Origin of the sequence: Paenibacillus sp. 4624, assembly GCF_050435065.1 — a bacterium.
Classification (GTDB): Bacteria; Bacillota; Bacilli; order Paenibacillales; family Paenibacillaceae; genus Paenibacillus; species Paenibacillus amylolyticus_D.
In genome coordinates, this window is the sequence record NZ_JBNDJR010000011.1 from 124,344 (window position 1) to 150,246 (window position 25,903).

Sequence of the window (25,903 nt, forward strand, 5' to 3'; positions counted from 1 at the left end):
TTCATGCGGAATAAACAGATCCGTGCGAACGTTTTGTAAAAGCTGCATAGCGTGCCGCGTTATTCATTCCGCATGTTTACATGTTGCTTCAAACCACGAACGGTAATCATCACAGATCCTGGTTCAGCAATTGAGGCGGAGCAATAATCGGCCATCCTTCCGGGATCGAATGGAGTTGTTCGGTTGATATTTGATGCACATGTCTGGAGCTTATCCCCCAACGTTCCGCTGCATAGGTGGATACAAATTTCCTGCGTTTTCCTTCGGTTACCAGATACCAAACTTCCGGTGCATCGGCAGCAGCTACAATGCTTGCGTGCATAGTTGCCATGTCGGGATCAGAAGAAGCTACAGCAAAAGGAAGGTCAGGTTCATGCGATTCGTTCCATATGTCTCCGGCGGACACCAGTGGTTCACCCGCAGGTATGCCCAGCAGATCAGGTTTGGCTACCAGCACCGGCGAGATGCCGCGTGGAACAGGAACGTTCAGTTTTCGGCGCTGATCACCTCTTAGTACGTAAACATCCCCCTTAAGATCAACAAGGAATGCACCTTCGGGATAGAAATCACCGCTTCGTCTGAACGGTGATGTTGCAGGACTGTTTTCAGAAGAGAAACCCGCGGCCCGCTGGTGTCGCTCTCCCTTTCCCACTGACGAAGATACGCTCGCTTGAGCTCGAGTTTGAGAGTATGAGTACTGAGTCTGTGCCAATCTGGAGGTTTCCAGGATGAGTGCTTGGGGATCTCCCCATTTTTGACTGTACAATTGTTCATTGCTCTTATTCACTGTATTAAAGTCCTGCTCCCCGAGCGCCTTCATGCTGACACTTCCGAAATGATGGATAAAGGCGTCACCTGCTACAGCAAGCTGGTATCCCAACATACGCACCCGTACAATCCAATCGTCATCCTCAAAGTTACCTACGGCGTAACCCTCATCCAGATACCCTACACGCTCAAACAGATCTCTGGAAAACAGCCAGCAAAATCCGACGAGCCGATCTGTCACTCGATGTTTCTCTGCGTCGGGACGATTGTGGTTGGCAGCGAAAGACCACATCTCCTCTACTTCACGATAAGGCACTTCAATCTGCTGATCTCCGCCAATGTAGTTCGTGACAGGACCCACGACACCAATCTGTGGATCGCTGTTAAGACACGTCATCATATTTTCCAGCCAGCCCGGGGTAACCAAGGTATCATTGTTCAGCACAACGATATGCCGTCCCTTTGCCATCATCAGACCCTGATTAACTCCTCCAGCGAATCCCCGATTTTCATCCAATGCAGCCACCCTCACCATACCGCCTTTGCGAAGCAGTGCGTCGGCCGTACCATCTTGAGAAGCATTGTCTACAACGATGATTTCGTAAGGAGCCGGGGTATATTTCTCAATGCTTGACACACATTGCAGTACATAATCCCGCTGATTGTAGGTCGGAATAATGATGCTGACCCCTTCAAACACAATTCCGAATGAATTCTGTCCCTGAAGAACACCATCTTCGTAACCTCGGTTATATCCCTGCTTGTATAACTTGGTGTTTCGAAGGATACGATGACTTCTTTTGCCTTTCCGTGAGGCGTTACGCCGATTACGACCACCGGCTGCATGAAGAAAAACCTTAGCAGATGTACCCGTACGATGAGGATGGCTACCCGATAATTGTGTACCCACTCTAAGCTGACTGCTCTTCTGTAAGCTGCTCTGACTATTTTTCCGTACACGATGAGGCTGTATTTCCGATTTCTTCATGTTGCTTCCTCCATTCCACTCGTGCCAGAGGCAGGGTTCTGGTACCCCCGCCCCATACGACTCACTAGAATTGAAGCTCCCCTGTCACTAATTTGTCTGCCAAATGTCCGAAATCGAAGGCAACGCTGCCAAGTTCTCCCGCAATACGCCTGCATAACACGACCGCTGGAATGCCCGCTGCCACCAGAGCGATATCAAAGGTATGCTCGGCCGTTAGCTGCATCACCCTCGGAATATCCGCCATGCCTGATACTACAGGGATGATGCCCGTAACCTGTACCCCATGCAGTTGTAGCAAGGCTCCAAGCTCTGCCGCTTGGCTGCCGATAAGCAGCACACGCCGTCCTTGCAGAATCGGCAGCAACAGTCGGGACTGATGCAGACTGTAATTGATCGTGGAACTGGTCAATTTCAGATGGGACCAGTCGATCCCGAAATGGCGCAGCACCGGGAATAATAGTCCCTGAAACGTCGGAGCACGTGAGATGGGCACACCCACCCAGTCTGCACCCCGAATAGCTTCCGCAAGCGTCGCGCGGATGTCTGGCGTGGAGCACGGCACCCCTGCATAGGGCAGAAACGGTGCCAGCTCCTGCACTTCTGCAGCTGGCAGCACTGTATCTGCTGCCAGCGTAAGCAGTTCGCCATCCCCGAGGCGAACGACAGACAGGGGGCGCTGTGCATCCAGCGCCGCCATGATATGACCAGCCATCTCATGAGGGCTGGTTAGCCGGGTTAGGCTGGGCGCATACTGGCGGAAGCCCGCCGCGATCAAATCTGCCGCCGCTGCGGGCAGAATATGATCCGGCGGGATGTGCTGCGCCACCAGCGCCTCGCCCCCGGCGAATACGCCGTCGCGGTAGCCCGCGGCGTAACCGCCGGGCCCTGCCGCCTGCACGGCATGCTCCGCAGCCGGCAGCGGCACGCCGTTTGCGCTGCCCGCACTCGCGGCAGCGCCTTCCCGCCCCGCGGGCACGACGACACCCTGCGGGTGTGTCGTCTGGCGCGGGGCGGGGCCAGCACCGCTGGCAGGCATCGCCTGTGGCGAGCTTGCGTGCGGTGCTGGCTTGGGCGCACGGCGCATCGCCGTGCGCTGCTTGGCGCGGGCCGCGGCGCGCCGGCCCAGCGCAGAAGCGCGCCTGCGCGGGGCGGGGCCTTGGCGCAGGCGGCCTTGGGCAGAGCCAGCCAGGGCTGCCCCGCTTGCCTGGCTCGCTCTATCACCTGCGGCTCTGCTGCTTCTTCGCGCTTTGTCCGCCTTTCCCTCTCCACGGGCTCTCGCAGCTTTGCCCGCCCTAATCCCGCCTCCGGGCCGACTTGCCTTGCCCACATTGACCCTATTTCCAACCCTGTCTGCTTTGCCAGCGACTATCACACTTCCAGCCATACTGCCCTTTCCCACTCTTCCAGCCGTACTTGCCGTGCCCCTACTCAACACAGCTCCAGTCCGGCCTGCCTTACTTATTCTGATCCCACCACCCGCACGGTCTCCGCCCTTCCTGCTCCCTGCTCTTACGGTACCTTTCACATGCCCCACTTCCCTGCATTATTCACTTGCACCGCTCTGCCTCCACTCTTCACAACACTCGCATTACCCAGACCTCTTCTATTCTCTACTCTCCCCTACCTTGCACATCCGACATCACTTCCCTGTAATCTGCACCTTCACTGTCTTGCCCGAATGGCCGCTGTCGCTGCACAAAACGCCGGAGCTTACTTCAAGGCTCCGGCGAGGATTCTGTTTCCATCATTTGCTTCAATCATCGGTTTCGATCCACGCACCGCACCGCGGCTGTATCGTGTTATTTCCGGTTAAGGCAGCTGCCCTTTCATACGTACAGCGGCCTCCTGGAGCGATTCAAATGTCCCGGCATCGCTCCAATAGTTTTGCAAAATGTCATACTCCAATCCACCGCCGGATGCATAATGGTTGTTTACATCGGTAATCTCCAGCTCTCCACGTGCAGACGGTACAATGTTATGAATCAGGCTAAACACATAATCATCATACATGTATATGCCCGTTACACAGTAAGAGGTCTTCGGCTGGCTTGGCTTTTCTTCGATGTACGCGATACGTTCCGGATGGTGTTCATCAAAGACAGGCACCCCGTAGCGACGTGCATCGTCCACCCCTTTAAGCAGTACTCGCGCCGTCCCCGCAGGTTGCTGCATATATCGTTCTACATACGGTTTCAAATCATCGCTGAACAGATTATCACCAAGCAGCACCACAAATTTTTCGCCCGGCAGAATAAACGATGATGCCAGATCAAGCGCTTCGGCAATGCCACCAGCCTTTTCCTGGATACGATACGTTAACCTGACCCCATGATCCGCTCCGCCACCAAGATACTCGGTATACAAACCAGCGGAATGTTTATTGATGACAATCAGAATATCCTCAATCCCTGCCTGACGAAGCCTGTCGATGCCATACATAATCATCGGATGTTTACCGACGGGAAGCAGATGTTTGTTAATAAGCCGGGTCAGAGGGTACAACCTGGTCCCTGTGCCACCAGCAAGAATTACACCTTTCATTCCTTGTTCCCTCCTTCATCGGATATGTCCATAAATTCACGCGGATCGACTTGCCACTTATTTATGAAAATGGAACGGTTACGCTCCAACAATTGTTTCCATTCCGTATGATCTGTCTTTTGAAAACTCGCACTGCCTTGATGATGTACAAGGACATCACTGCATACCAGCAAACGGAAACCCTGCAGCCTTGCCCGATAACAATAGTCGTCATCTTCATAGTGTCCAGGGGAATACGCTTCGTCAAACCATCCTACGGCCTCCACTACACTTCGTTTCATCAGCATACACAGCCCTACGATTCGGCGTACTTCCTTCCACCTGGACACATCCGAAACATTATTGCCAGCCGCTAGCTCCTGAAAATGCTGCACATCCCGAAACGTCATATGCACCTGCTGAATACCACTGGCATAGTTCGTGACTGGACCGATGATGCCAATATGCTCATCACTGTACAGTGCTATGCGCATATTTTCCAGCCAGCATGATGTAACGGTAACATCGTTGTTCAGCAACAGCAGCTCATCTCCGCAGGCAATCCGAAGCCCAGCATTACAAGCGGCAGGGAATCCCCGATTTTCGGGTAAACGGACAAACCGGATGCGCTCCTTGGCACAATATTCGGCAGTACCGTCCCTCGAACCATTATCCACAACGATGATCTCGTACGATGTCGCTTCTCCTGTGTATGTTCGGATGGCCTCGACACAAGGCTTCAGCAATGAGAGTCCGTTATAAGTGGGTATAATGATGCTTGTCAGCGTCATCTCACATTCCTCCTGTACGCTACCTCTGCGCGGGAAGGAAGGTTGGTCCGAAGAGCATGTTCACTTGTACCCATCCACGACGCGAGTGCCTCCAGATGATCCCCAAGAATCAGTCTGGCAACATCATTACCGCTACCCGTGTTTCCGGCACGCAGTCGGTTTGAGCGAATGACATCCACCTGGCATGGAGCGGATACCTTGAGTCCCTGCTTGATTGCAAGCATCTGTGCCTTCGGCGGAACGACCAGCGAAGCAGGTTTTACAGCCTGAATCATTCGTCTCGATAGGGCATGGGGCACAGCGGTCATCGAATTCGAGCCAAGGTCCCGCCGACCTAAAGTATGATTCAAATAAGCTTTGATACGGCTGACTTCGTCCTGCTTGGCAAAAGGAGGAAGCAAAGAAGTCAGGTCATTTAACGCTACATCCTGCCCCCGGTCAATCGCGAACAGGAACGGCGCCAGTTGTTCCGCAGGTATAACCATATCTCCATCCACAAACAAAACGCTCTCCGCATCTGTCATTTTGGCTCCAAGCGCCCGCCCCACATCATGCCCGGCTCGTTCCGGTTCATATACAAGTGTAATGCCGGGTTGCTCCAGCACGCGTTCCAGGCTGTTATCCGTCGTGCCGTTTAATACAACTACAATATCACGGAGGGGTAGACGCCCTAGTTGTACCAACACTTGCCCAAGTGTGCTTTCCTCATTACAGGCACAGACTACGGCAGCAGCAACATGTCGGAGGGGTAGCGGTACAATCTCTGGTAAATGGCCGGAGGACTTCGCATAGCCTTGAACAAACGCCCTGCCTGCCTGCAGTGCAGATTCGTAGCTGATCTGTTCCGGCAGATTCGCCGCGTGTACTTGCCACGTATCAGAAGCATGTTTATTCAGGTTGTCAGCATCTTCCCTGAATTGGTTGCCTGCAAGCTGGCCTGCCCGCCAAAATGGACGCAGATCCGGCATCACCTTCCGGACATTCCGCCGGCTCCGCCCGAAATTCGTACGTGGCGCGCGTTTCCCCTCAGCCTGATTTCTGCTTAGGGGTCTACTCGCCGCCATTCGCTTGGCTCGCGTCTGTCTCTTTGCCCTTACTCCTGGTCTTGTTTTCATCGCTGTCACCTCCGATGTTGCCGTTTCTATCGTATAATCCCCCATTTCTTACAACTTCCTATTGAGCCAGACTGCGAACACGCTGCAGATCAGGGTAACCCCCCCGTGGCCCCCGTGTATCTGTAATCCAGCGGATCGCCTCCAGATGATCGTTCAGTACGACTTGGCTAAGTGGATCAGCGCCGCCTCGTTCCCTCGTGCGCACAGCATTCCATTTGCCTACAGGCACATGATGAACAGCGTGCACCCGAAGGCCGCCAAATATCGCTTTGGCATGAGCAAGTGGCGGGGTTTCCAGCGAAGATACGCCAATGATCTCAAGTGCCTTACGGCTGAGCGCATGAGGAATGGCTGTCATAGAAGCACCGCCAAGATCGGATCTGGAGAGCAGACTGTTCAACATATGTTTTGCTTCAACGACCGGATGAACAGGGCTCCGTGTCACCGGACCGTTGTAATTGTTCAGTGCAACATCGACTCCGTTTAGCACAGCCTGAACGTACGGTGCCAGGTGTTCGGCCGGGATCGGAATGTCTGCATCCGTGAACAGCAGGATCTGCCCGCGGGCTGCTGCTGCCCCTATTCTTCGTCCTGCATCATGTCCCAGCGCTTCAGGATAATGGAGTACACGTGCCCCAGCCCGGTCAGCTTCATTCGCTGTGCCATCGGTTGACCCGTTTACAATAACCAGCACTTCCGCATTGCGGCATATACGTTTCGCTTCACGGACTACAGCAGCAATGGTGCGTTCCTCGTTCATCGCTGGAATAATTACCGACAGCACAGGTTGCCGGGGAACTTCTCTGTCTTGTTGAACAACTTCCCCAATCATCTCATGGGCTTCTCTCCGATCGTTCGCATGAAATGAATGGTTAGGAGGCAAGGAGATGACATAGGTCTTTGTACCCTTTTTCCTTCTCGATTGGATTCGTCTTTTTCCAGATATCCATCTGGTACGCTTTTTTCTTGTTTTTGTTGCAAAACTGGCTCTATTACGTTGTTTCCGCAACAAATTCACCTCCCACAGTCCATCCTGATCATGCCAAGGGAGTACACGTTATTCTATGTATTCGTGGAGCAGTGGAAACGGCGTATGTCCTTATCTTACTTAGGTTCTGGGCGAGAGTGTAAGCACACCTATTCTGTAGCCCGACAAGATTCGTCAATATTTTCAAAAATGACATCTCTTCCCTGTCTTTAGACACAATTTTCAAAAAAAATTAAAATTGCATCTTTTCCAATCTTTTACACTGTGATACTATACGATTCAAGCCACACAATTTACATTTTTAACCTTGTTAAGAACTTACGTTCCCAAAACCTCTTTCTGTCCATTTATTGACCTTCGGTTAGTTCAGACGTTTGATCTCCCCATTTAGTATCACAAACAGACCATGAACTTGAAAGGAGTGATGCCGTTCCCAACCCGGCTTCTTCTTCCCGCATTCCACACACGGATTGAACATCCCGGTTCTCCGTAGAACCTTCGGTTTGCCGCAATCACTAGGGGGACAACCCCTGCTTCTTAAACATACTTCTGTTTGAGCCCCTCACTCCGCCCTGCCAGATGCAGACGGAAATCCAGCCGAGTTAGGCATAAACCCTTTTTTTCCAAGCAAAATCTAAATGAGAATGGGAGAGTTAACAATGAAATTTGCCAAAGTTATGCCAACAATTCTTGGAGGAGCTCTTTTGCTCGCTTCCGTATCCTCTGCCGCTGCAGCGCCATCTGATCTATCCAATCCGCTTGAGGCCCCTTATGCCTCCGAGGAGAGTATCCTTTTGAACAACAATCCTGACGAAACGATCTACAATTACCTTGGACAACAGGAAGAGTTCCTGAACTCTGATGTCAGAGGCCAACTCAAAATCATTAAACGTAACACGGATACTTCCGGCGTAAGGCACTTCCGTCTGCAACAGTACATCAAAGGTATTCCGGTCTACGGTGCTGAACAGACCCTTCATCTGGACAAAACGGGAGCTGTGACTTCTGCTCTTGGTGAACTTCCGCCTGTTGAAGAACAAGCGATTCCTAATGACGGAATCCCTAGTATCAGTGCAGAAGACGCGATTAAAGTAGCTTCGGAAGAAGCGACTTCCCGGATCGGCGAGTTAGGTGCACCGGAGCTTGAGCCGAAGGCTGAACTCCAAATTTATCACCATGAAGATGACGGCCAGACCTATCTGGTTTACATTACCGAAGTGAACGTGCTTGAACCTGCACCGCTGCGAACCAAATATTTTATTAACGCCGTGGACGGAAGCATCGTATCTCAGTTTGATATCATTAACTTTGCCACTGGTACAGGTACAGGCGTACTGGGTGACACCAAAACGCTGACGACAACGCAATCCGGCAGTACCTACCAACTGCAAGATACCACTCGGGGCAAGGGCATCCTAACCTACACAGCGAATAATCGCTCCTCTCTGCCAGGCACGCTGCTTACAGATTCCGATAATGTATGGACAGACCGCGCAGCTGTAGATGCACATGCTTATGCTGCCGCTACTTACGATTTTTACAAAAATAAATTTAACCGCAACAGCCTGGATGGTAATGGACTTTTGATTCGTTCCACAGTACATTACGGTTCCAACTATAATAATGCCTTCTGGAACGGGGCACAGATTGTATTTGGTGACGGCGACGGCTCGTTGTTCCGCTCATTCTCTGCTGACCTGGACGTTGTCGGTCATGAATTAACTCACGGGGTCATCGAATATACGGCCAACCTGGAATATCGCAATGAATCGGGCGCTTTGAATGAAGCGTTTGCCGATATTATGGGGAACACCATTGAAAGCAAAAACTGGCTGCTGGGCGATGATATCTATACCCCTAACATCCCAGGTGACGCACTGCGCTCCCTGTCCAACCCTACGCTGTATAATCAGCCCGACAAATATAGTGACCGCTACACAGGTAGTGCGGATAACGGCGGTGTGCATACCAACAGCGGTATCATCAACAAAGCTTATTACCTTGCAGCCCAAGGGGGCACTCATAACGGTGTAACCGTTAGCGGCATCGGCCGGGATAAAGCAGTACGTATCTTCTACAGCACACTGGTGAATTACCTGACACCGACATCCAAATTTGCAGCAGCCAAAACGGCAACCATTCAGGCGGCCAAAGACCTCTACGGTGCGAATTCTGCCGAGGCTACTGCCATCACCAAAGCTTATCAAGCTGTAGGACTGTAATCGTTAACCGATTATGTGCAACGTCTGCGTCCATTCCTAAAAAGTAAAGTCGAACTAATTATTATCTCATCTATATTTGTGTTAAAAAAAGCAGTATCGTTCCGACACCCCTTATGTCCGAACGGTCAGGCTCGCCAAGCAAAAGCGGTGTCCGGGGGACATACTCTGGACACCGCTTTTGTATATTTTTTAAGCCGATGGCCCCGCTGCGATCCAGGACAGCAAGCCATACGTATGCTTGCATTCCGCTGTTCGCGTTACTTCCAGCACCGCCTCATCCTCGCTTTGGGATAACAGCGACACCTGGAATCCACGGTCATTGCTCATCGCGACAATGACATAATGCTCCGAAACAAATGACTCTTCAAACACAATCGTCACTTCGGTACACGTCTCATTCTCTGGCAAAACAAAAGCTTCCATGCCAAACTGCTGCACAGCAGGCTGTTTACTCACACTGCGTACCGGCTGGAATGCCAGATGTTCGGCTTGAACAGCACCAGTCTGCAACTGTTCACTGCCTACAGAACCATCACACAAATGCTCTTGTTTTACCGACTGAGGCTCAAGGGTATAGGAGACTGGCACCTCCATATTAGACCCTTGAGGGGTGATAGCGTTGGATAAGTCTGTGACAGCTACATCCAGCGATAATGCATTTTCTCCATCCAATGCATTTTCAGCTTCAGTGACTTCCGTAGCAAACTCGCCTTCTGTTAATACGGCATCTATTTCCGAATCATTGTGCAGTCCAAGCAGTTCTTGAAGATTAAGAGTTCCGGCTTGGAACTGAGCAGGCGCATCCGGCGACGATTCCGCATCATCTCCCCAGGCAAACAGACCTTCGTTAGGCAGGCCAACCGACTGTATAAACTGCTGGACTTCCTGCATCGCTTCCTGCCTTTTGAACTCGGCAAGCTGTTCCAGCGTTTCTGCACTGACCTGGCGAATCGCATTCCAGATCTCTTCACTTAGATGCGATGTGCCCACGATTCCATCATTTAAGTGACTGGACGTGATACTTTGCTCACTTAATTTGCTGCCATCAATAGCACGATCAGCCAGATGCACAGACGATATCGTGCCTTCTGTCAGTTTACTGCCGTCCACACTGCCATCCGCCAATTTAGACGCAGTGACTGCACCATCTTGCAGATGAGCTGTGCTTACAGCTTCTTCGCTCAAATGGCTTGCCGTGATGCTGCCATCCTCTATATGATCCGCACGAACGGCACCTTCTGCGATATGCGCAGACTGCACACTCGCTTCGGTCAAATGAATGCTGGATACCGCTCCTTCTGTCAGTTTACTGCCGTCCACACTGCCATCCGCCAATTTAGACGCAGTGACTGCACCATCTTGCAGATGAGCGGTATTTACAGCTTCTTCGTTCAAATGGCTTGCCGTGATGCTGCCATCCTCTATATGATCCGCACGAACGGCACCTTCTGCGATATGTGCAGACTGCACACTCGCTTCGGTTAAATGAATGCTGGATACCGCTCCTTCTGCCAGTTTACTGCCGTCCACACTGCCATCCGCCAATTTAGACGCAGTGACTGCACCATCTTGCAGATGAGCTGTGCTTACAGCTTCTTCGTTCAAATGGCTTGCCGTGATGCTGCCATCCTCTATATGATCCGCACGAACGGCACCTTCTGCGATATGTGCAGACTGCACACTCGCTTCGGTCAAATGAATGCTGGATACCGCTCCTTCTGCCAGTTTACTGCCGTCCACACTGCCATCCGCCAATTTAGACGCAGTGACTGCACCATCTTGCAGATGAGCTGTGCTTACAGCTCCTTCGTTCAAATGGCTTGCCGTGATGCTGCCATCCTCTATATGATCCGCACGAACGGCACCTTCTGCGATATGCGCAGACTGCACACTCGCTTCGGTTAAATGAATGCTGGATACCGCTCCTTCTGTCAGTTTACTGCCATCCACACTGCCATCCGCCAATTTAGACGCAGTGACTGCACTATCTTGCAGATGAGCGGTATTTACAGCTTCTTCGTTCAAATGGCTTGCCGTGATGCTGCCGTCCTCTATATGATCCGCACGAACGGCACCTTCTGCGATATGCGCAGACTGCACACTCTCATCGGTCAAATGAATGCTGGATACCGCTCCTTCTGCCAGTTTACTGCCGTCCACACTGCTATCCGCCAATTTTGACGTAGTAACTGCACCATCTTGCAAAATGACGGATCGGACAGACTCTTCCTCCAGATGCTCTGTTCCAATACTCCGCTCCTGAATATGGTGGGAGAAAACAGCTCCATCCTGGATATGACGAGATTGAACTGCACCTTGCTGCAGGTGTGCAGCGCCCAGGGATTCCCCTTGCAGATGCAGTCCGCTGATCAGCCCTGGCTGCAGATGCGCTTCTGTTATGCAGAGTGGAGACAAATGTTCTGTCTGCACCGCTCCGGCCATCAGATGATTGGAAGATATCGCCTGCTCGGTGATATGCTCACTGCGAATCACCTCTTCTCTCAGATGAGCACTATGGACAGCCTGAGCAGTCAAATGATCTGATTTTATACTGCCTTCAGCGAGATGTATGGAATCAACGGATGCTCGTTGCAGATGTTCGCTCCCCACTGCCCCGTACTGTAATTCCTCGCCGGATACCGAGTCGGTGGCCAGATGTTCTGTCGTCACTGTTCTTTGACGAAGCTTGCTGCCAGGGATGCTGCCGTTTGCAAATAATTCTGGCGTACGCACCTCATCGGACAGATGCTCCAGCGAGATTGTATGCTGCTTCAGATGATATCCACGAATCGTTTCAGCAGGGATATGTTTTGCAACGATGCTTTCTGCCATAATCTTGGCGGAAGTGATACTGCCGTCAGCCAGTTTGGCCGAGGTGACCGATAGATCAGCCAGCTTATCTGTAGAGACACTTTCCGGTGAGAGTTTAGGTGATGTCACAGCATGATCTGTAAGATGTGGTGGAAAAATGGAACCGCCTGCCATCTGTGCTGAAGTCACGCTGCCCGGAGCTATTTTGTCCGTAGTAATTGCCGCACGTGATATGGCATCGGTCTGAACGCTGCCCGGCTGCAGGTGAGGAGCACCCACGGCATGCTCTGTCAGGTGCTCGGCTTTCACTGCATACGGCCTTAGCGCTTCGGAATCAACACTGCCGGGAGCCAGATGAGTCGTTGATACGGCTGCTTTGGCCAAGTGGGACGAATTGACCGTACCTGAGGCTATAGCTTTGCTTGTAACCGCACTTGGAGCAAGTTTATCAGCCGTTACACTTTCTGATGCCAGCTTTGCGGTTGTGACTGCTTCATCCTGTAATTGGAATGATCCTACAGAAGATTCTGCCAGATGTTTTTCCAGCACAACACCTGAAGCCAGCGCATCTGCAGATACACTTCCCTCGGATAGATGTGTTGTCTCGATGCTGCCACTCGCAAGATGTATCGAATGTATAGCACCATTATCAACATGAACTGGTGTAATGCCTCGATTGGCAATATGTTCCCCGCGAATCGCACCTTTGGCCAGATGTTTTCCAAGCACAGCTTCATCTGATATTTTGGAAGCGACAACGCTTTGATCTGCCAGTTTCGAAGCCGTCACTGCCTGCTCCAGCAATTTCGCTGTTCCCACCGATTGGTCCGCCAGTTTGCTGCTAATGATGGCTCCATCGACCAGATGCTCACTGCCAATTTCGGCATTGCCAATCTGTTCGCTGCCTACAGCAGCAGCTCGAATCTGTACTGAACCGATCGAACCATCCACCAGATGTCGCCCATTCAAGGCATGTTCCGCAATATGCCGTGTATGAATCGAGCCATCCTCAATCTGTTCACTGCCGATGCTGCTTGCCAGCAATTGATTACGTCCAACGGACCCTTCAGCCAAATGAGACTGTTTCACCGAACCGGCCTGAATATGGCGTGCATCAATAGATTGCTCTTCAATCTTGCTGCCTGTCACCGCTCCATCACGAATCTTGGCACTGGTGACCGCATCATCCGCCAATTTCGAGGTATGGACGGCCCCACCTGCTAAATGACGGGTCTCAATCCCGCTAATCGCGATTTTCTCAGCAGTAACAGCTTGATTCTGAATTAATTCCTCCGTGACGAGCAAGCGACTCAGATGCCTTGTGCCGATGGAGCCATCCGCTATTTTGGCTGCATCAATGACCTGATTGCCCAGCTTCTGTGAGGTAATACTACCATCCCGGATTTTGTCTCCAGCGATAGATGCATTTCTGATTTTGTGACCTGATACAGAGCCGTCAATCAGATGTTCTTCTGCAATCGAAGCCTCAGCCAGCTTTGCAGAAACAATCGCACCGTCCGCAATATGAATGCTCGTTACTGCATAATCCTGGAGAGCCTCACTCCCTACGGCACCGGATTTCAACTTGGAGGCATCCACCGAAAAAGGAGCAAGCTTACTTTCCGTGACAGCAAAATCACTGAGGTCATCTGTATAAATATACTGTCCTTCATAGCCTGGCATCTGGTTCTGGTTTAATTGTTCAAGCCGCCGCTTGCCTGTTAAATGGCTGTCGTTATCCTGTTCTTTTAATGGAAGGTGAGCAATGCTTCTGATCTGAAACTCTTTTTCTACGCTTTCTTTTTCCACACTATTCTTTTCTGCATTTAACGGGGAAATTTGCTGCTCCTGCACCTGGTTCCGGTCTTGGGCTTGCTTTTGCTCCTGCTCCACATCTTGCACTTCCACAACCACGTCGGGTTTATTCATTAATGATTCGGACGTGATTTGTTCGGATGTTGCTGCGGTATCAGCAATAACTTCCTTGGAGGCAGCACTATCCGAAGTCGAAACCTCCTCTTTTTCCACTGTTTTTTCCGGCTTGCTGAATTCCAGCCGCCGATCCATCAGATCCAGCTCCCTGAATTTGGGACTGATATGACGCAGTTTAGGCGTCATAACCTTTTTTTTGCCTTTTTTACTCATGAGGCCAGCTCCTTCCCCTAACGTTCATCTCCGGCATCATATGCTTTGAGCTGGGCATCTGCCACTTTTCCGGCCTACTTTTGCACATCGTTGATCAGATTCATGCCTATTTAGGTTAACGTTATATCTGCTCTGACGTAATTAGGCAGTACGAAGTGAAGAGACAAGGCAGCTGTCCACGCCCCGTTTCCGCTCCTTTCATAAGATATGATGTCTGAACATTAACGGATGTATAAAAGTGCGTCTGCACACCGGTCTGCGTTATCGCGATGTTACAGCCATGCATTGACAGGCCGGCATACTAAAAAAGATTCATGGTTGCGCGATAACAACGAAGGAGGAACGGTCATGCTCCAAGAAACGATCGGCATTATGTTCGATTCACGCATGTACCGGGGGATACCGGCCGGAAGGACCGGTCAGGAATCACTCGCCAATTATGAACAGGCTGCAGCCTGTTACGGATTAACGCCTTGTTTTTTAAGGCTGGAGGATATCGATCTGGATCGCAAAACATGCGTGGCTTATGTGAAAAAAGAAGGTCGTTACGTCCGTGAGCGTATACCGCTTCCTTCCGTAATCCATAACCGTTCGCTCCAGCTTCGCCGTACGGAGCAACGACAGATTACACGTTTGCTCCTGCAAGGCATTCAAGTGTATAACGTGCGTAATCGCTATCGGAAGGACCATGTGCATGATATGTTGCGGCAAGACCCTTTTTTAAAAGATCATCTGCCGCACGCAGTCAAAGCAACGCCCGAATCCCTCACTTACATGATGGAACATTATCAAGATCTCGTCATTAAACCGTGTAGCGGCAGCATCGGTCATGGCATTATGCGGCTTTTCCAGCAGGAGGGAAATTGGAAACTAACCTGTGAAACCAGAGCATCGCGCAAAGGCTGGGCAACCTTCAAGTTAAGCCGGGGACAATTGCCTTCCGCTACACTAAGAAGGATATTCCGCCATGCTTATCTGATTGAAGAACGGATTCCACTAATCCGGTATGAGGGAAGGCCCGTTGATCTGAGAGTATCCGTGCAGCGCGGGGTAGATGGGGTATGGAGTGTCACTGGCATGTTTGCCAAGGCAGCTCCGGCACATACGTTTGTCACAAACATTGCGCAAGGCGGCAAAGTCATGACTGTTGCTGGAGCACTTGGTCTGGCTGAACCAAGTACGGAGCTGTTCCAGCTACAAGCCCGAATAACTATGGTTGCCCTTCGTATTGCTCACACGCTGGCTTCCAATTTGCCTCATCTGGCTGATCTGGGCCTCGACCTCGGCGTGACCCAAAACGGAGGAATTTACTTTATTGAATGCAATGGCAGAGATCAGCGATATGGTTTTCGTAAGGCTGGCATGCAGGAACATTGGCAGATGACATATAACAAACCAATGGCGTACGGACGTCTGCTGGTCAATCACAACTCCAGCATTCCAAGACAGCCACAAACCTATGATCGTGGATTGTATTGATTTCATTCGTGATTTGTGTCAATATTATGCAGAATGGCCGCTTTTGCGGCCTTGAAGTTTGTATTAACCCTAAGGGGGATATTCATGGCAAAAACGCTGTTGCGATTAATGACTGAGCTTTCTTCGCGCAAATGGATCTCCCGGACCGTGGGAGCTTTCTCCAAAAGCCGGGGAAGCAAAGCATTTATCCCTTATTTTGTCCGGACCTACAACATCCCTGTACAGGAAGCCGAGAAGGATTGGAAAGAATATCGTTCCCTGAATGATTTCTTCACTCGCAAATTAAAACCCGGGATGCGCCCGCTAGACCTTTCGGAACATGCGTTGATCAGCCCTGTCGACGCCAAAATTACGGCAGCAGGCCCGATTTCCGCAGGAACCATTCTGAATGTAAAGGGACAAGATTATACACTAGCTGAATTGTTAAACCACTCTCCTCATCTGGAGAAGTACAAGCATGGTTATGTGTTTGTGCTCTATCTCAGTCCGCGCGACTACCACCGCATTCATGCACCTGTCAGCGGTCGTAAGATGGAGAGCGAACATATCAAAGGCAAAGTTTATCCTGTGAATGATTTCGGACTCACCCATATGAAGTCCGTGCTCAGCCGCAATGAACGGCTTATTACGTATATTCAGCATGATTATGGTGAAGTAGCTGTCGTCAAAGTGGGTGCAATGAATGTCAGCAGCATTCAATATGCCGATATCGACACCCAAGCTTGGGCTCAAGGAGATGATCTGGCTTATTTTGAGTTCGGTTCTACCGTTGTACTGCTTATGCAGAGCGATACCTTCGAACCGCTCCCTGATTTGAAACCTGGAGATTCTGTTAAAATGGGCGCTCTACTTGGTCGTCTGAAACCCAAACAACCCTAATCTCATACGTAAATAAAGAGGATGGCTCAGCACCTGCAATCAGGTGTTATGCCATCCTCTTTATTCTTTATCTTTCATGCCTATCATTCATGATATGAAATGTTGCCATTCTGAATTACCAACGAAATATCATTTCATGTATACATGCATGGCGTAGCCTCTCTCCGGCTGGCTCGCCAGTTCATTATAAGGTAATAGCCATATCTCCAATCGTCAGAACCATACGTCCTGCAGTTCTTCAACGGGTCTCAGCCGGCGCATACGTTTCCGAAAAACACTGCATCCCTTAATGGAATTTCTGCGGCTACGAACCCGTCTTTTTCCGTTCATCATCACATGTTCCTCCTTGTAAGGTCATCTGGAATGCTAGTTACTTACCCTAGCCATCCAGCATTGAAACGTTGTGATGTTTGCGAACGAGACGCTGACGTGTCTTTAACGAATCTCTGACGGACTTTTGCCCGTATATTGCTTGAACTGACGACTGAAGAAAAAGATATCCCGATAACCTAGTGCATCCGCAACTTCGGTCACATTCATACCGGTATGTACCAGAAGATGTTCTGCCCGTTCAATACGCATACGAATAATGTAGGATTGTACCGATGATCCGACAAGTTCCTTGAACTTGATCGAAAAATAACGCGGTGACAGACCGGCTCGTGCAGCCAGATCCTCTACGCGATGTGTAATTCCGGGATGCTGGCGAACATAATTCGCCACCTCCTGAATCACATCGGACAACTGATTACTTACCTTTTTCTCCACAGGTTCTTCCGTATCCGCCCGCAGCAAATGGATCATCAACTGCTTCAGAATCAGCCTGCTCTCTTCATCACGCCCGTACACATCGGACAAAAACAGCCTTACGTACCGTGCAAGCAAATGCTCAAACTCCACGGTCTCCTGCACTTCACGGTAAGACTGAGGCACATCCACAACAGGCTCGTCCACATCAAAATGAATATACGTCAGCACCAGTGGTTTCTGCCTGTTATGCGTTGCGCTTGTATGGTCTCCCGGACGAAACAGGAAACAGCTTCCTTTGCCAACCTCGTAAGGCTGATCATTCAAAATAACCGTGCCTTCACCGCTCCACACGTAAAATAAATCATAATTTTGCATCGGTTTTTCCCGCTTCTGCCATTTCCAGCCCGGTTCACAGACTATTTTGGCGACAGCGGGCAAAATTACAAATGATGACGGCGATGCCTGCAGCATGTCGCCACTCCCCCTTGACAGTTAATCTCTTTAAACACTTATCCCATTATACAGCGGAATTCACTGAAACGAAAATGTACACTTCTCCCACGCGGCTTGCATCCGCTTTATCCCTTCGCGAATCTCCTCTTTTTGCAGATGAGCAAACCCGAAACAAATCGCTGAATGCCCCGGAATCAAGCGATACTGCTCTACATCCCGGAACAAAACTCCTTGCTTATGGAGCTCTTTGGTAAACCGTTCATAACTTGCTTGGTCACCGTTCCAGATCGCATAAATGGTCAAACCAGCATCCCCTGGCTGCATCGTGAATGCTTGTGGCAACCACCGATTCATCTCCTCCACAAAAAAGTCATGACGCTCCCCATATAGCCGGGTTAACCGACGTAAATGCCGCATATATCCACCTCGTGTCATAAATCGGGCTAGTGCACGCTGTTCCAGTAGCGCAGGTGAAACCGGTTCATACAGAGCTTTGGCAGCCAGCAATGGTTCGACCAGACTGCTTGGCAATACCGCATAACCGAGCCGGAACGAAGCTGGCATCGTTTGGGAGAAGGAACCAATGTATACCACGCGTTGCTCACGATCAAGCACCTTAAGTGGTTCAATCGGTCGTCCGCCCCAGCGGAACTCACTGTCGTAATCATCTTCCACAATAACGGCATTTTGTTTTGATGCCCAGTTCAATAAGGCTCGCCTTCGTTCCAGCCCTAGCACCGCTCCGGTCGGGAACTGACGAGTCGGCGTGACAAATAACGTCTGTGCTTTCCAATGCTGCGGGATAATACCTCCTTCATCAACCTCTGCGGGTATCACCTGACCACCGCAAGATCTGACCGCATGTACAATGCCTTGATAACCCGGACTTTCCAGCACCACCGGGCTTCCCTCATCAATTAGTAACTGGGACAAAAGCGTAATGCCTTGTATCGATCCACTGAACAGTACGATCTGGGAAGCTTCCGTTTGAATGCCACGTGTCCAGCGAAGATGTGCGGCAATCGCTTCCCGCAGCTCGGGATAACCGGCTGCACCACCTACATCTCGCCAGCCACTGCGATGAACCGCAGCGAGTGCACTTTTCCACTCGGCTTTTGGAAAATGTTCTGGAAGCAACCGCTGCATCCGAAAATTGATGACCGATTCCTGTGCCAGTTGCACCTCTTCACGTAAACGTTTGTGTTCTGTAGTTAATGCGCGAAGACGCTCTCCCCATGGAGATAAAGACAACACCGCTTCGCTTTGATCGTTGTGATGCACGGACAAGGATTCCGTTACATAGGTTCCTTTTCCCGGATAAGCATGGACATATCCATCCGCAAGCAACATATCGTATACCTGGGCTACCGACCCGCGCGACATGTCGTACTGTTTCGCCAGTAAACGCGTAGACGGCAACCGCGCTCCTGCTTCCAGTGTACCTGAATGAATCGCATCACGCAGTGCGTGATATAACGCTTGATATTTGTATCGATATTGGAGCTCGTATGAATCAAGTGGCAGCCATAATTCCATGTGATTCTCCCCCTTCGTTAACAAGCCTTCTTTAATCTTTACTTCTATCTTTTCTTCGTCTTACTTCTAATTTACGATGATCACTCATTCCAATTGGCCTATAAAAATGAATCTAAATTGGATCTATTTTACTGTCAATATTCGTTTTATGGTTATCTTCATGGAATGACAATGCTGGAATCATATTTCTGACATGTTCTAATGGTTTCTACATTCAGACCTGTCCTAACAATTTCTAAAATAATGGGGGAAATCACATGAGACGCAAAGAATTTTCAATAGAAGAGGAACAGGAAATCATTACATTTCTGGATAAGTGCTCTTTCGGATTTCTGGGTACCGTCAGCCCGGATGGAGAACCGAGAGTCACACCGCTGAATTTTGTATATATGGATGGTTGCTTTTATTTTCATGGAAGTTTAGCCGGGGAAAAAATGAAACAGATCAAACAGCACTCGTCCGTCAGCTTTACCGTAGCGGAGGAGTTCTCGCTGATTCCTTCTTTTTTCAGTGACCCCGAACTGGCCTGTCCTGCAACCTCTTTTTTCAAAAGTGTCATGGCTTCAGGTCTGGCAGAGCCTGTAGAAGATCTTGATATTAAAGGCAAGGTTCTGCAGCGATTTATGGAGAAACTCCAGCCGCAAGGCGGTTATGCACCGATTGATGCACAAGACTCCCGGTACACCGGAAGGCTTAAGGCTGTTGCTGTCGTTCGAATCGTACCAGAGCGACTCAGCGCCAAGTTTAAATTCGGGCAGAATTTGACCCCTGAACGATTTGATCATATCAGCGGTGAATTGCATAAACGAAACGAAGGCCGGGATCATGAAACGGCTGAAATGATGCGAAAATATTGCCCGTACCACCAGGAGTAACTCGGCCAGATCCGGCCTTAAATTCATGCTAATGTTGCATTCTTTCCCTGCGCAACAACGCGGTGAAGTGATATAACTGTCATATTGCGTAATTTCCGTGACGGGGCCATGTCAAGGTGTTATAATGTTAGGCAGTGAATCACAAAGACTTGGAAGGATGAAAAAAATGAATCCACTGGCTGAACAGTTGAACGAAAGTATTCAGGCCGGCAGCAGTCACGTCTACTCCATGCTGTCACAACTCGGCAAAGAAATTTATTTTCCTAAAGAAGGTATCTTAAGTCAATCTGCGGAAGCAGCAAGCTTGGCTAAGACCTATAATGCAACGATCGGTATCGCTCTGGAGGGTGGAGTGCCAATGCATCTTCCGGTGATTCAGGAAAAGTTGTCCGCATTCCAGCCGAAGGATCTGTATCCTTACGCGCCGCCTGCAGGCAAACCTGAATTAAGAACCGTTTGGAGAGATAAGATGCTGAAAGAAACTCCTTCTCTCGAAGGTAAATCTTTCGGGAATCCAATTGTAACGAACGCACTGACTCATGGACTCAGCATCGTAGCCGATCTGTTCACTGAAGAAGGGGACGCTGTTATATATCCGGATAAAAACTGGGAGAATTACGAGCTGACTTTCGGAATTCGTCGACACGGCCAGTTGATCCATTATCCATTGTTTGATGATCAAATGAACTTTAACAGCAACGGGTTGCTTCAGGCGTTGCTTGCACAGAAGGACAAAGGGAAAGCCATTGTTCTGCTTAACTTCCCGAACAATCCGACGGGTTACACACCAGGCGGTGCAGAAGCAGATGCCATCGTAGATGCCATTCGTCAAGCTGCAGAAGCGGGTGTAAACGTCGTGGTGGTTACAGATGATGCATACTTTGGCCTCTTCTTTGAAGATTCCATTCATGAGTCTCTTTTTGGTAAACTGGCCAATATTCATCCACGTGTATTAACGGTGAAGATCGACGGTGCAACGAAAGAAGAATTCGTATGGGGCTTCCGTGTAGGATTCATTACATTTGCTCATGAAGATGCTGCTGTTTTGCATGCATTAGAGCAAAAAACACTTGGCATCATCCGTGCAACGATTTCAAGCGGTCCACATCCTTCACAGACTTTTGTTCTGGATGCGCTGAAAGCACCGGAGTTTGAAGCACAGAAACAAGAAAAGTTTGAGATTATGAAAGGGCGCGCCAACAAAGTTAAAGCGATTCTAGACAGCGGTAAGTATGGAGACGTATGGGATTATTATCCATTCAACTCAGGTTACTTCATGTGTCTGAAGCTGAAACAAGTCGGTGCTGAAGCGCTCCGTAGCCATCTGTTGCACCAATATGGTGTAGGCACGATTGCACTCGGTGAATCCGATCTGCGGATTGCCTTCTCTTGTATCGAGGAAAATGGTCTCGAAGAACTGTTCGATACGATCTATCGTGGCGTACAGGATCTGCAAACGACATAAAATATAAATATTAACCGTCTAAATTAGACGGGTTCAAGAATAGAACCCTTTGCGGCACATTGCGAAAGCTAATGTCATTGCCGAAGGGTTCTTTCGTTTTATTTCATTCATATTTTCAGAAAACTTCAATCAGCGTCCACTAAGTACTTCTCCTCTCCTACTGGACAGATGCCCAAAACACACATGCACGGGCAGAGGCCCAATCAGCCTAACGCCATGGCACATAATATACGATGTACGCAAGGGCGTGCCAAACCATCACTCGAAAGGGGTATGACCCATGTCCCAAGTTGAAGATACAAGAGGCGGATACGGATACTGTGGCGTTGGAGGATTCACAAACATTGGTGCCATTCTCGTACTGTTTATCCTGCTCGTAATCATCACAAAATCCTTTCTGTGCTAATACGCCTTCGCTATGTATACGCGCATGACATCACGAGTTACATCACACATTAAAAAGAAGGGTATTTCGGGATTCAGCCCGAAATACCCTTCTTCTCTTGCTCCTACGCATGATTCACTTGTGTTGAATAAACCTGATAGCTCAACGAAGGCTTAAGCTAACTTGGTTCTTCTACTCATCCTCTTCCTCTTTGAGCCATTTACTGCCCTGCGAACGACGCATCAGCACGATGACAAGTACACCGAGTACGAGTGCAACGCCTGTCATGCTCAGTCCCTCCATTCCTGCTGCCAGCATCGGCAACCACATGAGCAGCGCCCCTATAGCATGCAGTTGGAAGATAAAACCGAGTACCTGTGAACGGCGGCTCTCTCCTGAGATCGGATAGATCATGATCCAGAAGGATTCACTGTGACTGCGGCGCAGCACCCCCAGTTGAATGCCTGTAAGCAGCAGGAAGAACAGATATACCCCGATTCCGAAGTAACTGCCTGCCGTCCACCAGGAAAGCAGCATACCCAGGATGATCAGACGCAGAACAATAGTGAATACTTCCGTTCGAATAAATGTTTTAGTCATGAGATATCGGTAAGCCTGCCCCGCATTCCATGGAAGACCATTGCCCCATTTACTGAGCCAGCGGCGAGAGTTTACCTTTTGCCCAGAAGATGGCACATCGACAAACCAGCCTAATGTACGCATCACTCTGCCTCCCTGCGTCTGCTCCACCTGAATCAGACGTTCCCAAGCAACTCGGTGTTTAACAGGTACACGCAGTGCAACGATATAAACAGCGGCCAGCAGCAACAGAAACCAAAGGCTGCGTAGTGGCGGCTGCCATAACCAGGCGGCAACGGCAAGGATAGCCAGTGCCCAGCGTAGTATCCGATATCCCTTGGACGCCCCGGCTTGAACCATCCTTAGTTCTTGCCATGCACCATAACTGGACAACACTTTCCATAATACGAGGAACAACATCGACCAGCCCAATGGTTTGGCATCTACATCTGCCCTTACATAGAGTGGCCACAAGGTAAGAAAGACGAAAAGCAGCAACAGCATTTTATAAATAACGCCACGCACGAAGCTGTTTTTCAAATAATCCTGCATTCGGTACTCCTGCGGCCGCAGGAAGACAATATCTGCCGGAAGCAAATATGTACGATAACTGCTAAACAGTGCAAGCGGAGCCAGCAATAATAAAGCAATCCAGCGAATAGGAAATCCCGCAGGAATATTCTGTACAAAGGATGTATACCAAGCGGAGAAAGCGATAACGAGAAACAGAAAAACCATCGCTACACCGCTCTGGATGACATAGCCCACATAAGGTAAAATTCCATTCCAGAAACCTGTCCGACGTTGCTTCCATAACAGCTTGAGATCCATACTAATCCCTGCCTTGCACGAGGGAGTAGAACATATGCTCCAGCGGTGTATCTGGCTCCCCGAACTTCGTACGCAGTTCGTTCAGTGTTCCTTGAGCAATGACCTGTCCGCGATGCAATACAACGAAGCGGTCACAATAATTTTCAATCGTGGACAAAATGTGTGAACTCAGCAGAATGGAAGACCCGGCTGCTTTCATCTCCAGCATAAAATCAAGCAGTGAACGAATACCCAGCGGGTCGAGTCCAAGAAATGGTTCATCGATAATATAGAGTGGCGGTCCTGCTACAAAAGCACACATAATCATGACCTTTTGACGCATCCCTTTGGACAGATGTGTGGACAGACTTGTACTTTTCTCATTCATGCGGAACAAGTCCAGTAACTTCTCTGTCCGTTGTTTAAAATCCGCTTCGGACACATTGTACGCCCTTGCCGTAAACTCCAGATGCTCCATGACGGTCATTTCATCATATAATTCGGGAGATTCCGGTACAAAGGCCATCGCAGATTGGTAGATCTGTGCATCCTCATCCCGTTTTTTGCCCATTACCCGAACTTCTCCCTGTTGCGGAGTCATCAGACCGAGAATATGTTTCATCGTTGTACTCTTGCCAGCACCGTTTAATCCGATCAATCCGACCATTTCTCCGCGGCCTACTTCCAGATTCACGTCATGAAGCACTGGCCGTTTGGCACTGTATCCACCACTAAGCCCGCTGATTTGCAGCACAGGCGATTGAACATTTTCCATCTATCCCTGCACCCCTTTCATCCGATTATTCCTCAGAGCGCGGCGCTCTGTCTTTTCTCCATTTGGGTGCTCCCTTGTTTTTGCGGTTCTGGTCACTATCTGTGCGGCCTCCATTACCACTAGGTTTGCCGCTTGCGGGACGCTGACCCGAATTCGAAATGGTTGCTCTCGTACCCGGTTTCCGGTTCCCTTGAGCTGGCTTGCGATCACGAGACTGGCCCGGTTTCCGCGAGAACGAATGTCCTTCAGGACGCGTATCCGGCCGTGGATCAGCCACCAACACTTTACCGCCGAAGAGTGTACGCTCCTGCAATTCAATACCGAGTTCCCGTGCAAATTTGCGCATGATGAAAATTTGCGTTTCATCGACGATGGACAGCACAATTCCTGAACGCCCCATCCGGCCTGTCCGGCCTGCGCGATGAACATAGTGCTCTGAGTCAAAAGCAGGGTCGTAGTTGATGACCATTGGCAACCCTTCAATGTCCAGTCCTCTTGCCGCTACCTCGGAGGCAATCAGCAATTGAATTTTGCCGTTACGGAAGGCGGCGAGTACGTTGCTGCGAGTCACTTTGTCGGCATCTCCGTACAGCGCAGCTGCGTTCAGCCCGAGGTGATTCATTTTTGCCTCAACCTCACCGATGTCCTCCGTTGCATTCACAAAGACGATAGCCCGATCCGGGTTATATTGTCTAACAAGACGACGCAACATATCGATCTTGTTGCGACTCTCTTCTACAAAATAATAATGTTCGAGTCCGGCAGCCGTCGCACGATCCGGTTCAATACCGATATGAACAGGCTCTTTCATCTCGCGCTTAGCAAGCGTAGCCGTATGTTCGTCAATTGTAGCTGACAGGAAGATTAACTGACGGTCGCGCAGAGCACTTTTGAGCACAAATTCCACGTCACTTACACCGCCGAGCTGGAACACCTGATCCGCCTCGTCGATAACAATGGTGGATACATTGTGCATTTTCAGCTTTTTAAGTGTGATCAGTTCCTTCAACCGTCCAGGCGTACCAACAACCAGTTCTGGATGCTCACGCAATTTCTCGATCTGACGTTTCACCGCCGCGCCACCAATAAGACCTTGTACACCGATGCCACGATCCGCACCGTAACGCTGCGCCTCACGTACGATTTGCATTGCAAGTTCCTGCGTTGGTGCAATAATCAGTTTTTGGGTTCCTTTAATATCACTTTTGATGGATTGCAGCAGCGGCAGCAGATACGCCAGCGTTTTGCCTGTTCCCGTCTGCGACTTGGACACCACATCTTTCCCTTCCAAAATAACTGGAATGGTCTGTGCCTGTACCGGGGAAGGCTCGTTAATGCCGTGCCCAGCTAACAAAGCTTCCAGATCCTCTGCTACGCCAATTGATGCAAAAGTTTGATTCGTCATGTATTCCATCCTTTAAATTTATTCGTAAAAAACAAAGCCTGTCATCACATTACCTTTCATTATATGCGAAAAAAGCCCGCTTACCAAATCTTATTGCCGAAATGTTCAAGTCTGCGCAAAAAAAAGAAAAGCCCCTCGGCGGAGCCCTTCTTCATCCGATATAT

At 49.9% G+C, this 25,903-nt stretch carries 18 protein-coding genes; 6 read left to right on the top strand and 12 right to left on the bottom strand.

Translation table 11 applies throughout. The annotated features are described in order from the left end of the window. Nucleotides 1–109: 109 nt before the first annotated feature. From ABIE27_RS23320 to ABIE27_RS23345, 6 genes are all read right to left on the bottom strand, one after another. Nucleotides 110–1,756 (bottom strand): glycosyltransferase family 2 protein, encoded by a 1,647-nt coding sequence (locus ABIE27_RS23320; RefSeq protein ID WP_429351635.1) that lies wholly within the window; start codon nt 1,754–1,756, stop codon nt 110–112. Between the two features lie 64 nt (nt 1,757–1,820). After that, nucleotides 1,821–2,582, bottom strand: coding sequence for a GT-D fold domain-containing glycosyltransferase (locus ABIE27_RS23325; RefSeq protein WP_429351636.1), 762 nt, complete (start codon nt 2,580–2,582; stop codon nt 1,821–1,823). 983 nt (nt 2,583–3,565) lie between these two features. Beyond that, a complete protein-coding gene (locus tag ABIE27_RS23330; protein WP_429351637.1) occupies nt 3,566–4,297 on the bottom strand; it encodes a sugar phosphate nucleotidyltransferase in 732 nt (243 codons plus the stop codon). Next, nucleotides 4,294–5,067 carry a glycosyltransferase family 2 protein gene (locus ABIE27_RS23335; protein WP_429351638.1) on the bottom strand — a complete coding sequence of 258 codons (774 nt, stop codon included), beginning with the start codon at nt 5,065–5,067 and terminating at the stop codon, nt 4,294–4,296. The genes ABIE27_RS23330 and ABIE27_RS23335 overlap by 4 nt, the downstream gene beginning before the upstream one ends. Beyond that, entirely contained in the window at nt 5,064–6,182 is a 1,119-nt protein-coding gene (locus tag ABIE27_RS23340; protein ID WP_429351639.1) for a glycosyltransferase family A protein, read from the bottom strand. The genes ABIE27_RS23335 and ABIE27_RS23340 overlap by 4 nt, the downstream gene beginning before the upstream one ends. 58 nt (nt 6,183–6,240) lie before the next feature. After that, nucleotides 6,241–7,065 (bottom strand): glycosyltransferase family 2 protein, encoded by an 825-nt coding sequence (locus ABIE27_RS23345; RefSeq protein WP_429351640.1) that lies wholly within the window; start codon nt 7,063–7,065, stop codon nt 6,241–6,243. A 764-nt stretch (nt 7,066–7,829) separates the two neighbouring features. On the opposite strand from ABIE27_RS23345, the gene ABIE27_RS23350 reads away from it, so the two are divergent. After that, on the top strand, nt 7,830–9,392 hold the full coding sequence (locus ABIE27_RS23350; RefSeq protein ID WP_429351641.1) for a M4 family metallopeptidase: 1,563 nt from the start codon (nt 7,830–7,832) through the stop codon (nt 9,390–9,392). Between the two features lie 189 nt (nt 9,393–9,581). On the opposite strand, the gene ABIE27_RS23355 is transcribed toward ABIE27_RS23350, so the two are convergent. Continuing rightward, the gene (locus ABIE27_RS23355; protein WP_429351642.1) at nt 9,582–14,348 is read right to left on the bottom strand and encodes a WIAG-tail domain; all 4,767 of its coding nucleotides are present in this window, start codon (nt 14,346–14,348) and stop codon (nt 9,582–9,584) included. A 348-nt stretch (nt 14,349–14,696) separates the two neighbouring features. Here ABIE27_RS23355 and ABIE27_RS23360 point away from each other — a divergent pair, with 348 nt between their 5' ends. Then, complete coding sequence (locus ABIE27_RS23360) at nt 14,697–15,827, top strand: YheC/YheD family protein (RefSeq protein WP_123064654.1); 1,131 nt, start codon at nt 14,697–14,699, stop codon at nt 15,825–15,827. An 84-nt stretch (nt 15,828–15,911) separates the two neighbouring features. Beyond that, nucleotides 15,912–16,706 carry an archaetidylserine decarboxylase gene (gene asd / locus ABIE27_RS23365; RefSeq protein ID WP_123064655.1) on the top strand — a complete coding sequence of 265 codons (795 nt, stop codon included), beginning with the start codon at nt 15,912–15,914 and terminating at the stop codon, nt 16,704–16,706. Between the two features lie 435 nt (nt 16,707–17,141). Here asd and ABIE27_RS23370 read toward each other — a convergent pair whose 3' ends face one another. Together ABIE27_RS23370 and ABIE27_RS23375 are read right to left on the bottom strand one after the other, a co-directional pair. Continuing rightward, nucleotides 17,142–17,927, bottom strand: coding sequence for an AraC family transcriptional regulator (locus ABIE27_RS23370; RefSeq protein WP_090919385.1), 786 nt, complete (start codon nt 17,925–17,927; stop codon nt 17,142–17,144). A gap of 60 nt (nt 17,928–17,987) precedes the next feature. Next, the gene (locus tag ABIE27_RS23375) at nt 17,988–19,445 is read right to left on the bottom strand and encodes a PLP-dependent aminotransferase family protein (protein ID WP_429351643.1); all 1,458 of its coding nucleotides are present in this window, start codon (nt 19,443–19,445) and stop codon (nt 17,988–17,990) included. Between the two features lie 257 nt (nt 19,446–19,702). On the opposite strand from ABIE27_RS23375, the gene ABIE27_RS23380 reads away from it, so the two are divergent. The 3 genes from ABIE27_RS23380 (at nt 19,703) to ABIE27_RS23390 (ending at nt 22,191) form a co-directional block, all read left to right on the top strand. Then, entirely contained in the window at nt 19,703–20,320 is a 618-nt protein-coding gene (locus ABIE27_RS23380; protein ID WP_429351644.1) for a pyridoxamine 5'-phosphate oxidase family protein, read from the top strand. A gap of 166 nt (nt 20,321–20,486) precedes the next feature. Continuing rightward, nucleotides 20,487–21,785 (top strand): aminotransferase class I/II-fold pyridoxal phosphate-dependent enzyme, encoded by a 1,299-nt coding sequence (locus ABIE27_RS23385; protein WP_429351645.1) that lies wholly within the window; start codon nt 20,487–20,489, stop codon nt 21,783–21,785. 280 nt (nt 21,786–22,065) lie between these two features. Beyond that, a complete protein-coding gene (locus ABIE27_RS23390) occupies nt 22,066–22,191 on the top strand; it encodes a sporulation protein YjcZ (protein WP_192895109.1) in 126 nt (41 codons plus the stop codon). A 171-nt stretch (nt 22,192–22,362) separates the two neighbouring features. On the opposite strand, the gene ABIE27_RS23395 is transcribed toward ABIE27_RS23390, so the two are convergent. From ABIE27_RS23395 to ABIE27_RS23405, 3 genes are read right to left on the bottom strand one after another with little or no spacing between them, the layout of a single operon-like run. Continuing rightward, entirely contained in the window at nt 22,363–23,580 is a 1,218-nt protein-coding gene (locus ABIE27_RS23395; RefSeq protein ID WP_123064659.1) for an ABC transporter permease, read from the bottom strand. Nucleotide 23,581: 1 nt separating this feature from the next. Continuing rightward, on the bottom strand, nt 23,582–24,334 hold the full coding sequence (locus tag ABIE27_RS23400) for an ABC transporter ATP-binding protein (RefSeq protein WP_123064660.1): 753 nt from the start codon (nt 24,332–24,334) through the stop codon (nt 23,582–23,584). A gap of 25 nt (nt 24,335–24,359) precedes the next feature. Continuing rightward, nucleotides 24,360–25,739 (bottom strand): DEAD/DEAH box helicase, encoded by a 1,380-nt coding sequence (locus ABIE27_RS23405; protein ID WP_429351646.1) that lies wholly within the window; start codon nt 25,737–25,739, stop codon nt 24,360–24,362. Nucleotides 25,740–25,903: the final 164 nt, after the last annotated feature.

Bases quoted from the DNA above. Each gene is read 5' to 3' on its own strand.
- ABIE27_RS23320 (WP_429351635.1), bottom strand. From the start codon at position 1,756: ATGAAGAAATCGGAAATACAGCCTCATCGTGTACGGAAAAATAGTCAG.
- ABIE27_RS23330 (WP_429351637.1), bottom strand. From the start codon at position 4,297: ATGAAAGGTGTAATTCTTGCTGGTGGCACAGGGACCAGGTTGTACCCT.
- ABIE27_RS23335 (WP_429351638.1), bottom strand. From the start codon at position 5,067: ATGACGCTGACAAGCATCATTATACCCACTTATAACGGACTCTCATTG.
- ABIE27_RS23340 (WP_429351639.1), bottom strand. From the start codon at position 6,182: ATGAAAACAAGACCAGGAGTAAGGGCAAAGAGACAGACGCGAGCCAAG.
- ABIE27_RS23350 (WP_429351641.1), top strand. From the start codon at position 7,830: ATGAAATTTGCCAAAGTTATGCCAACAATTCTTGGAGGAGCTCTTTTG.
- ABIE27_RS23355 (WP_429351642.1), bottom strand. From the start codon at position 14,348: ATGAGTAAAAAAGGCAAAAAAAAGGTTATGACGCCTAAACTGCGTCAT.
- ABIE27_RS23360 (WP_123064654.1), top strand. From the start codon at position 14,697: ATGCTCCAAGAAACGATCGGCATTATGTTCGATTCACGCATGTACCGG.
- asd (WP_123064655.1), top strand. From the start codon at position 15,912: ATGGCAAAAACGCTGTTGCGATTAATGACTGAGCTTTCTTCGCGCAAA.
- ABIE27_RS23370 (WP_090919385.1), bottom strand. From the start codon at position 17,927: ATGCTGCAGGCATCGCCGTCATCATTTGTAATTTTGCCCGCTGTCGCC.
- ABIE27_RS23375 (WP_429351643.1), bottom strand. From the start codon at position 19,445: ATGGAATTATGGCTGCCACTTGATTCATACGAGCTCCAATATCGATAC.
- ABIE27_RS23380 (WP_429351644.1), top strand. From the start codon at position 19,703: ATGAGACGCAAAGAATTTTCAATAGAAGAGGAACAGGAAATCATTACA.
- ABIE27_RS23385 (WP_429351645.1), top strand. From the start codon at position 20,487: ATGAATCCACTGGCTGAACAGTTGAACGAAAGTATTCAGGCCGGCAGC.
- ABIE27_RS23390 (WP_192895109.1), top strand. From the start codon at position 22,066: ATGTCCCAAGTTGAAGATACAAGAGGCGGATACGGATACTGTGGCGTT.
- ABIE27_RS23395 (WP_123064659.1), bottom strand. From the start codon at position 23,580: ATGGATCTCAAGCTGTTATGGAAGCAACGTCGGACAGGTTTCTGGAAT.
- ABIE27_RS23400 (WP_123064660.1), bottom strand. From the start codon at position 24,334: ATGGAAAATGTTCAATCGCCTGTGCTGCAAATCAGCGGGCTTAGTGGT.
- ABIE27_RS23405 (WP_429351646.1), bottom strand. From the start codon at position 25,739: ATGACGAATCAAACTTTTGCATCAATTGGCGTAGCAGAGGATCTGGAA.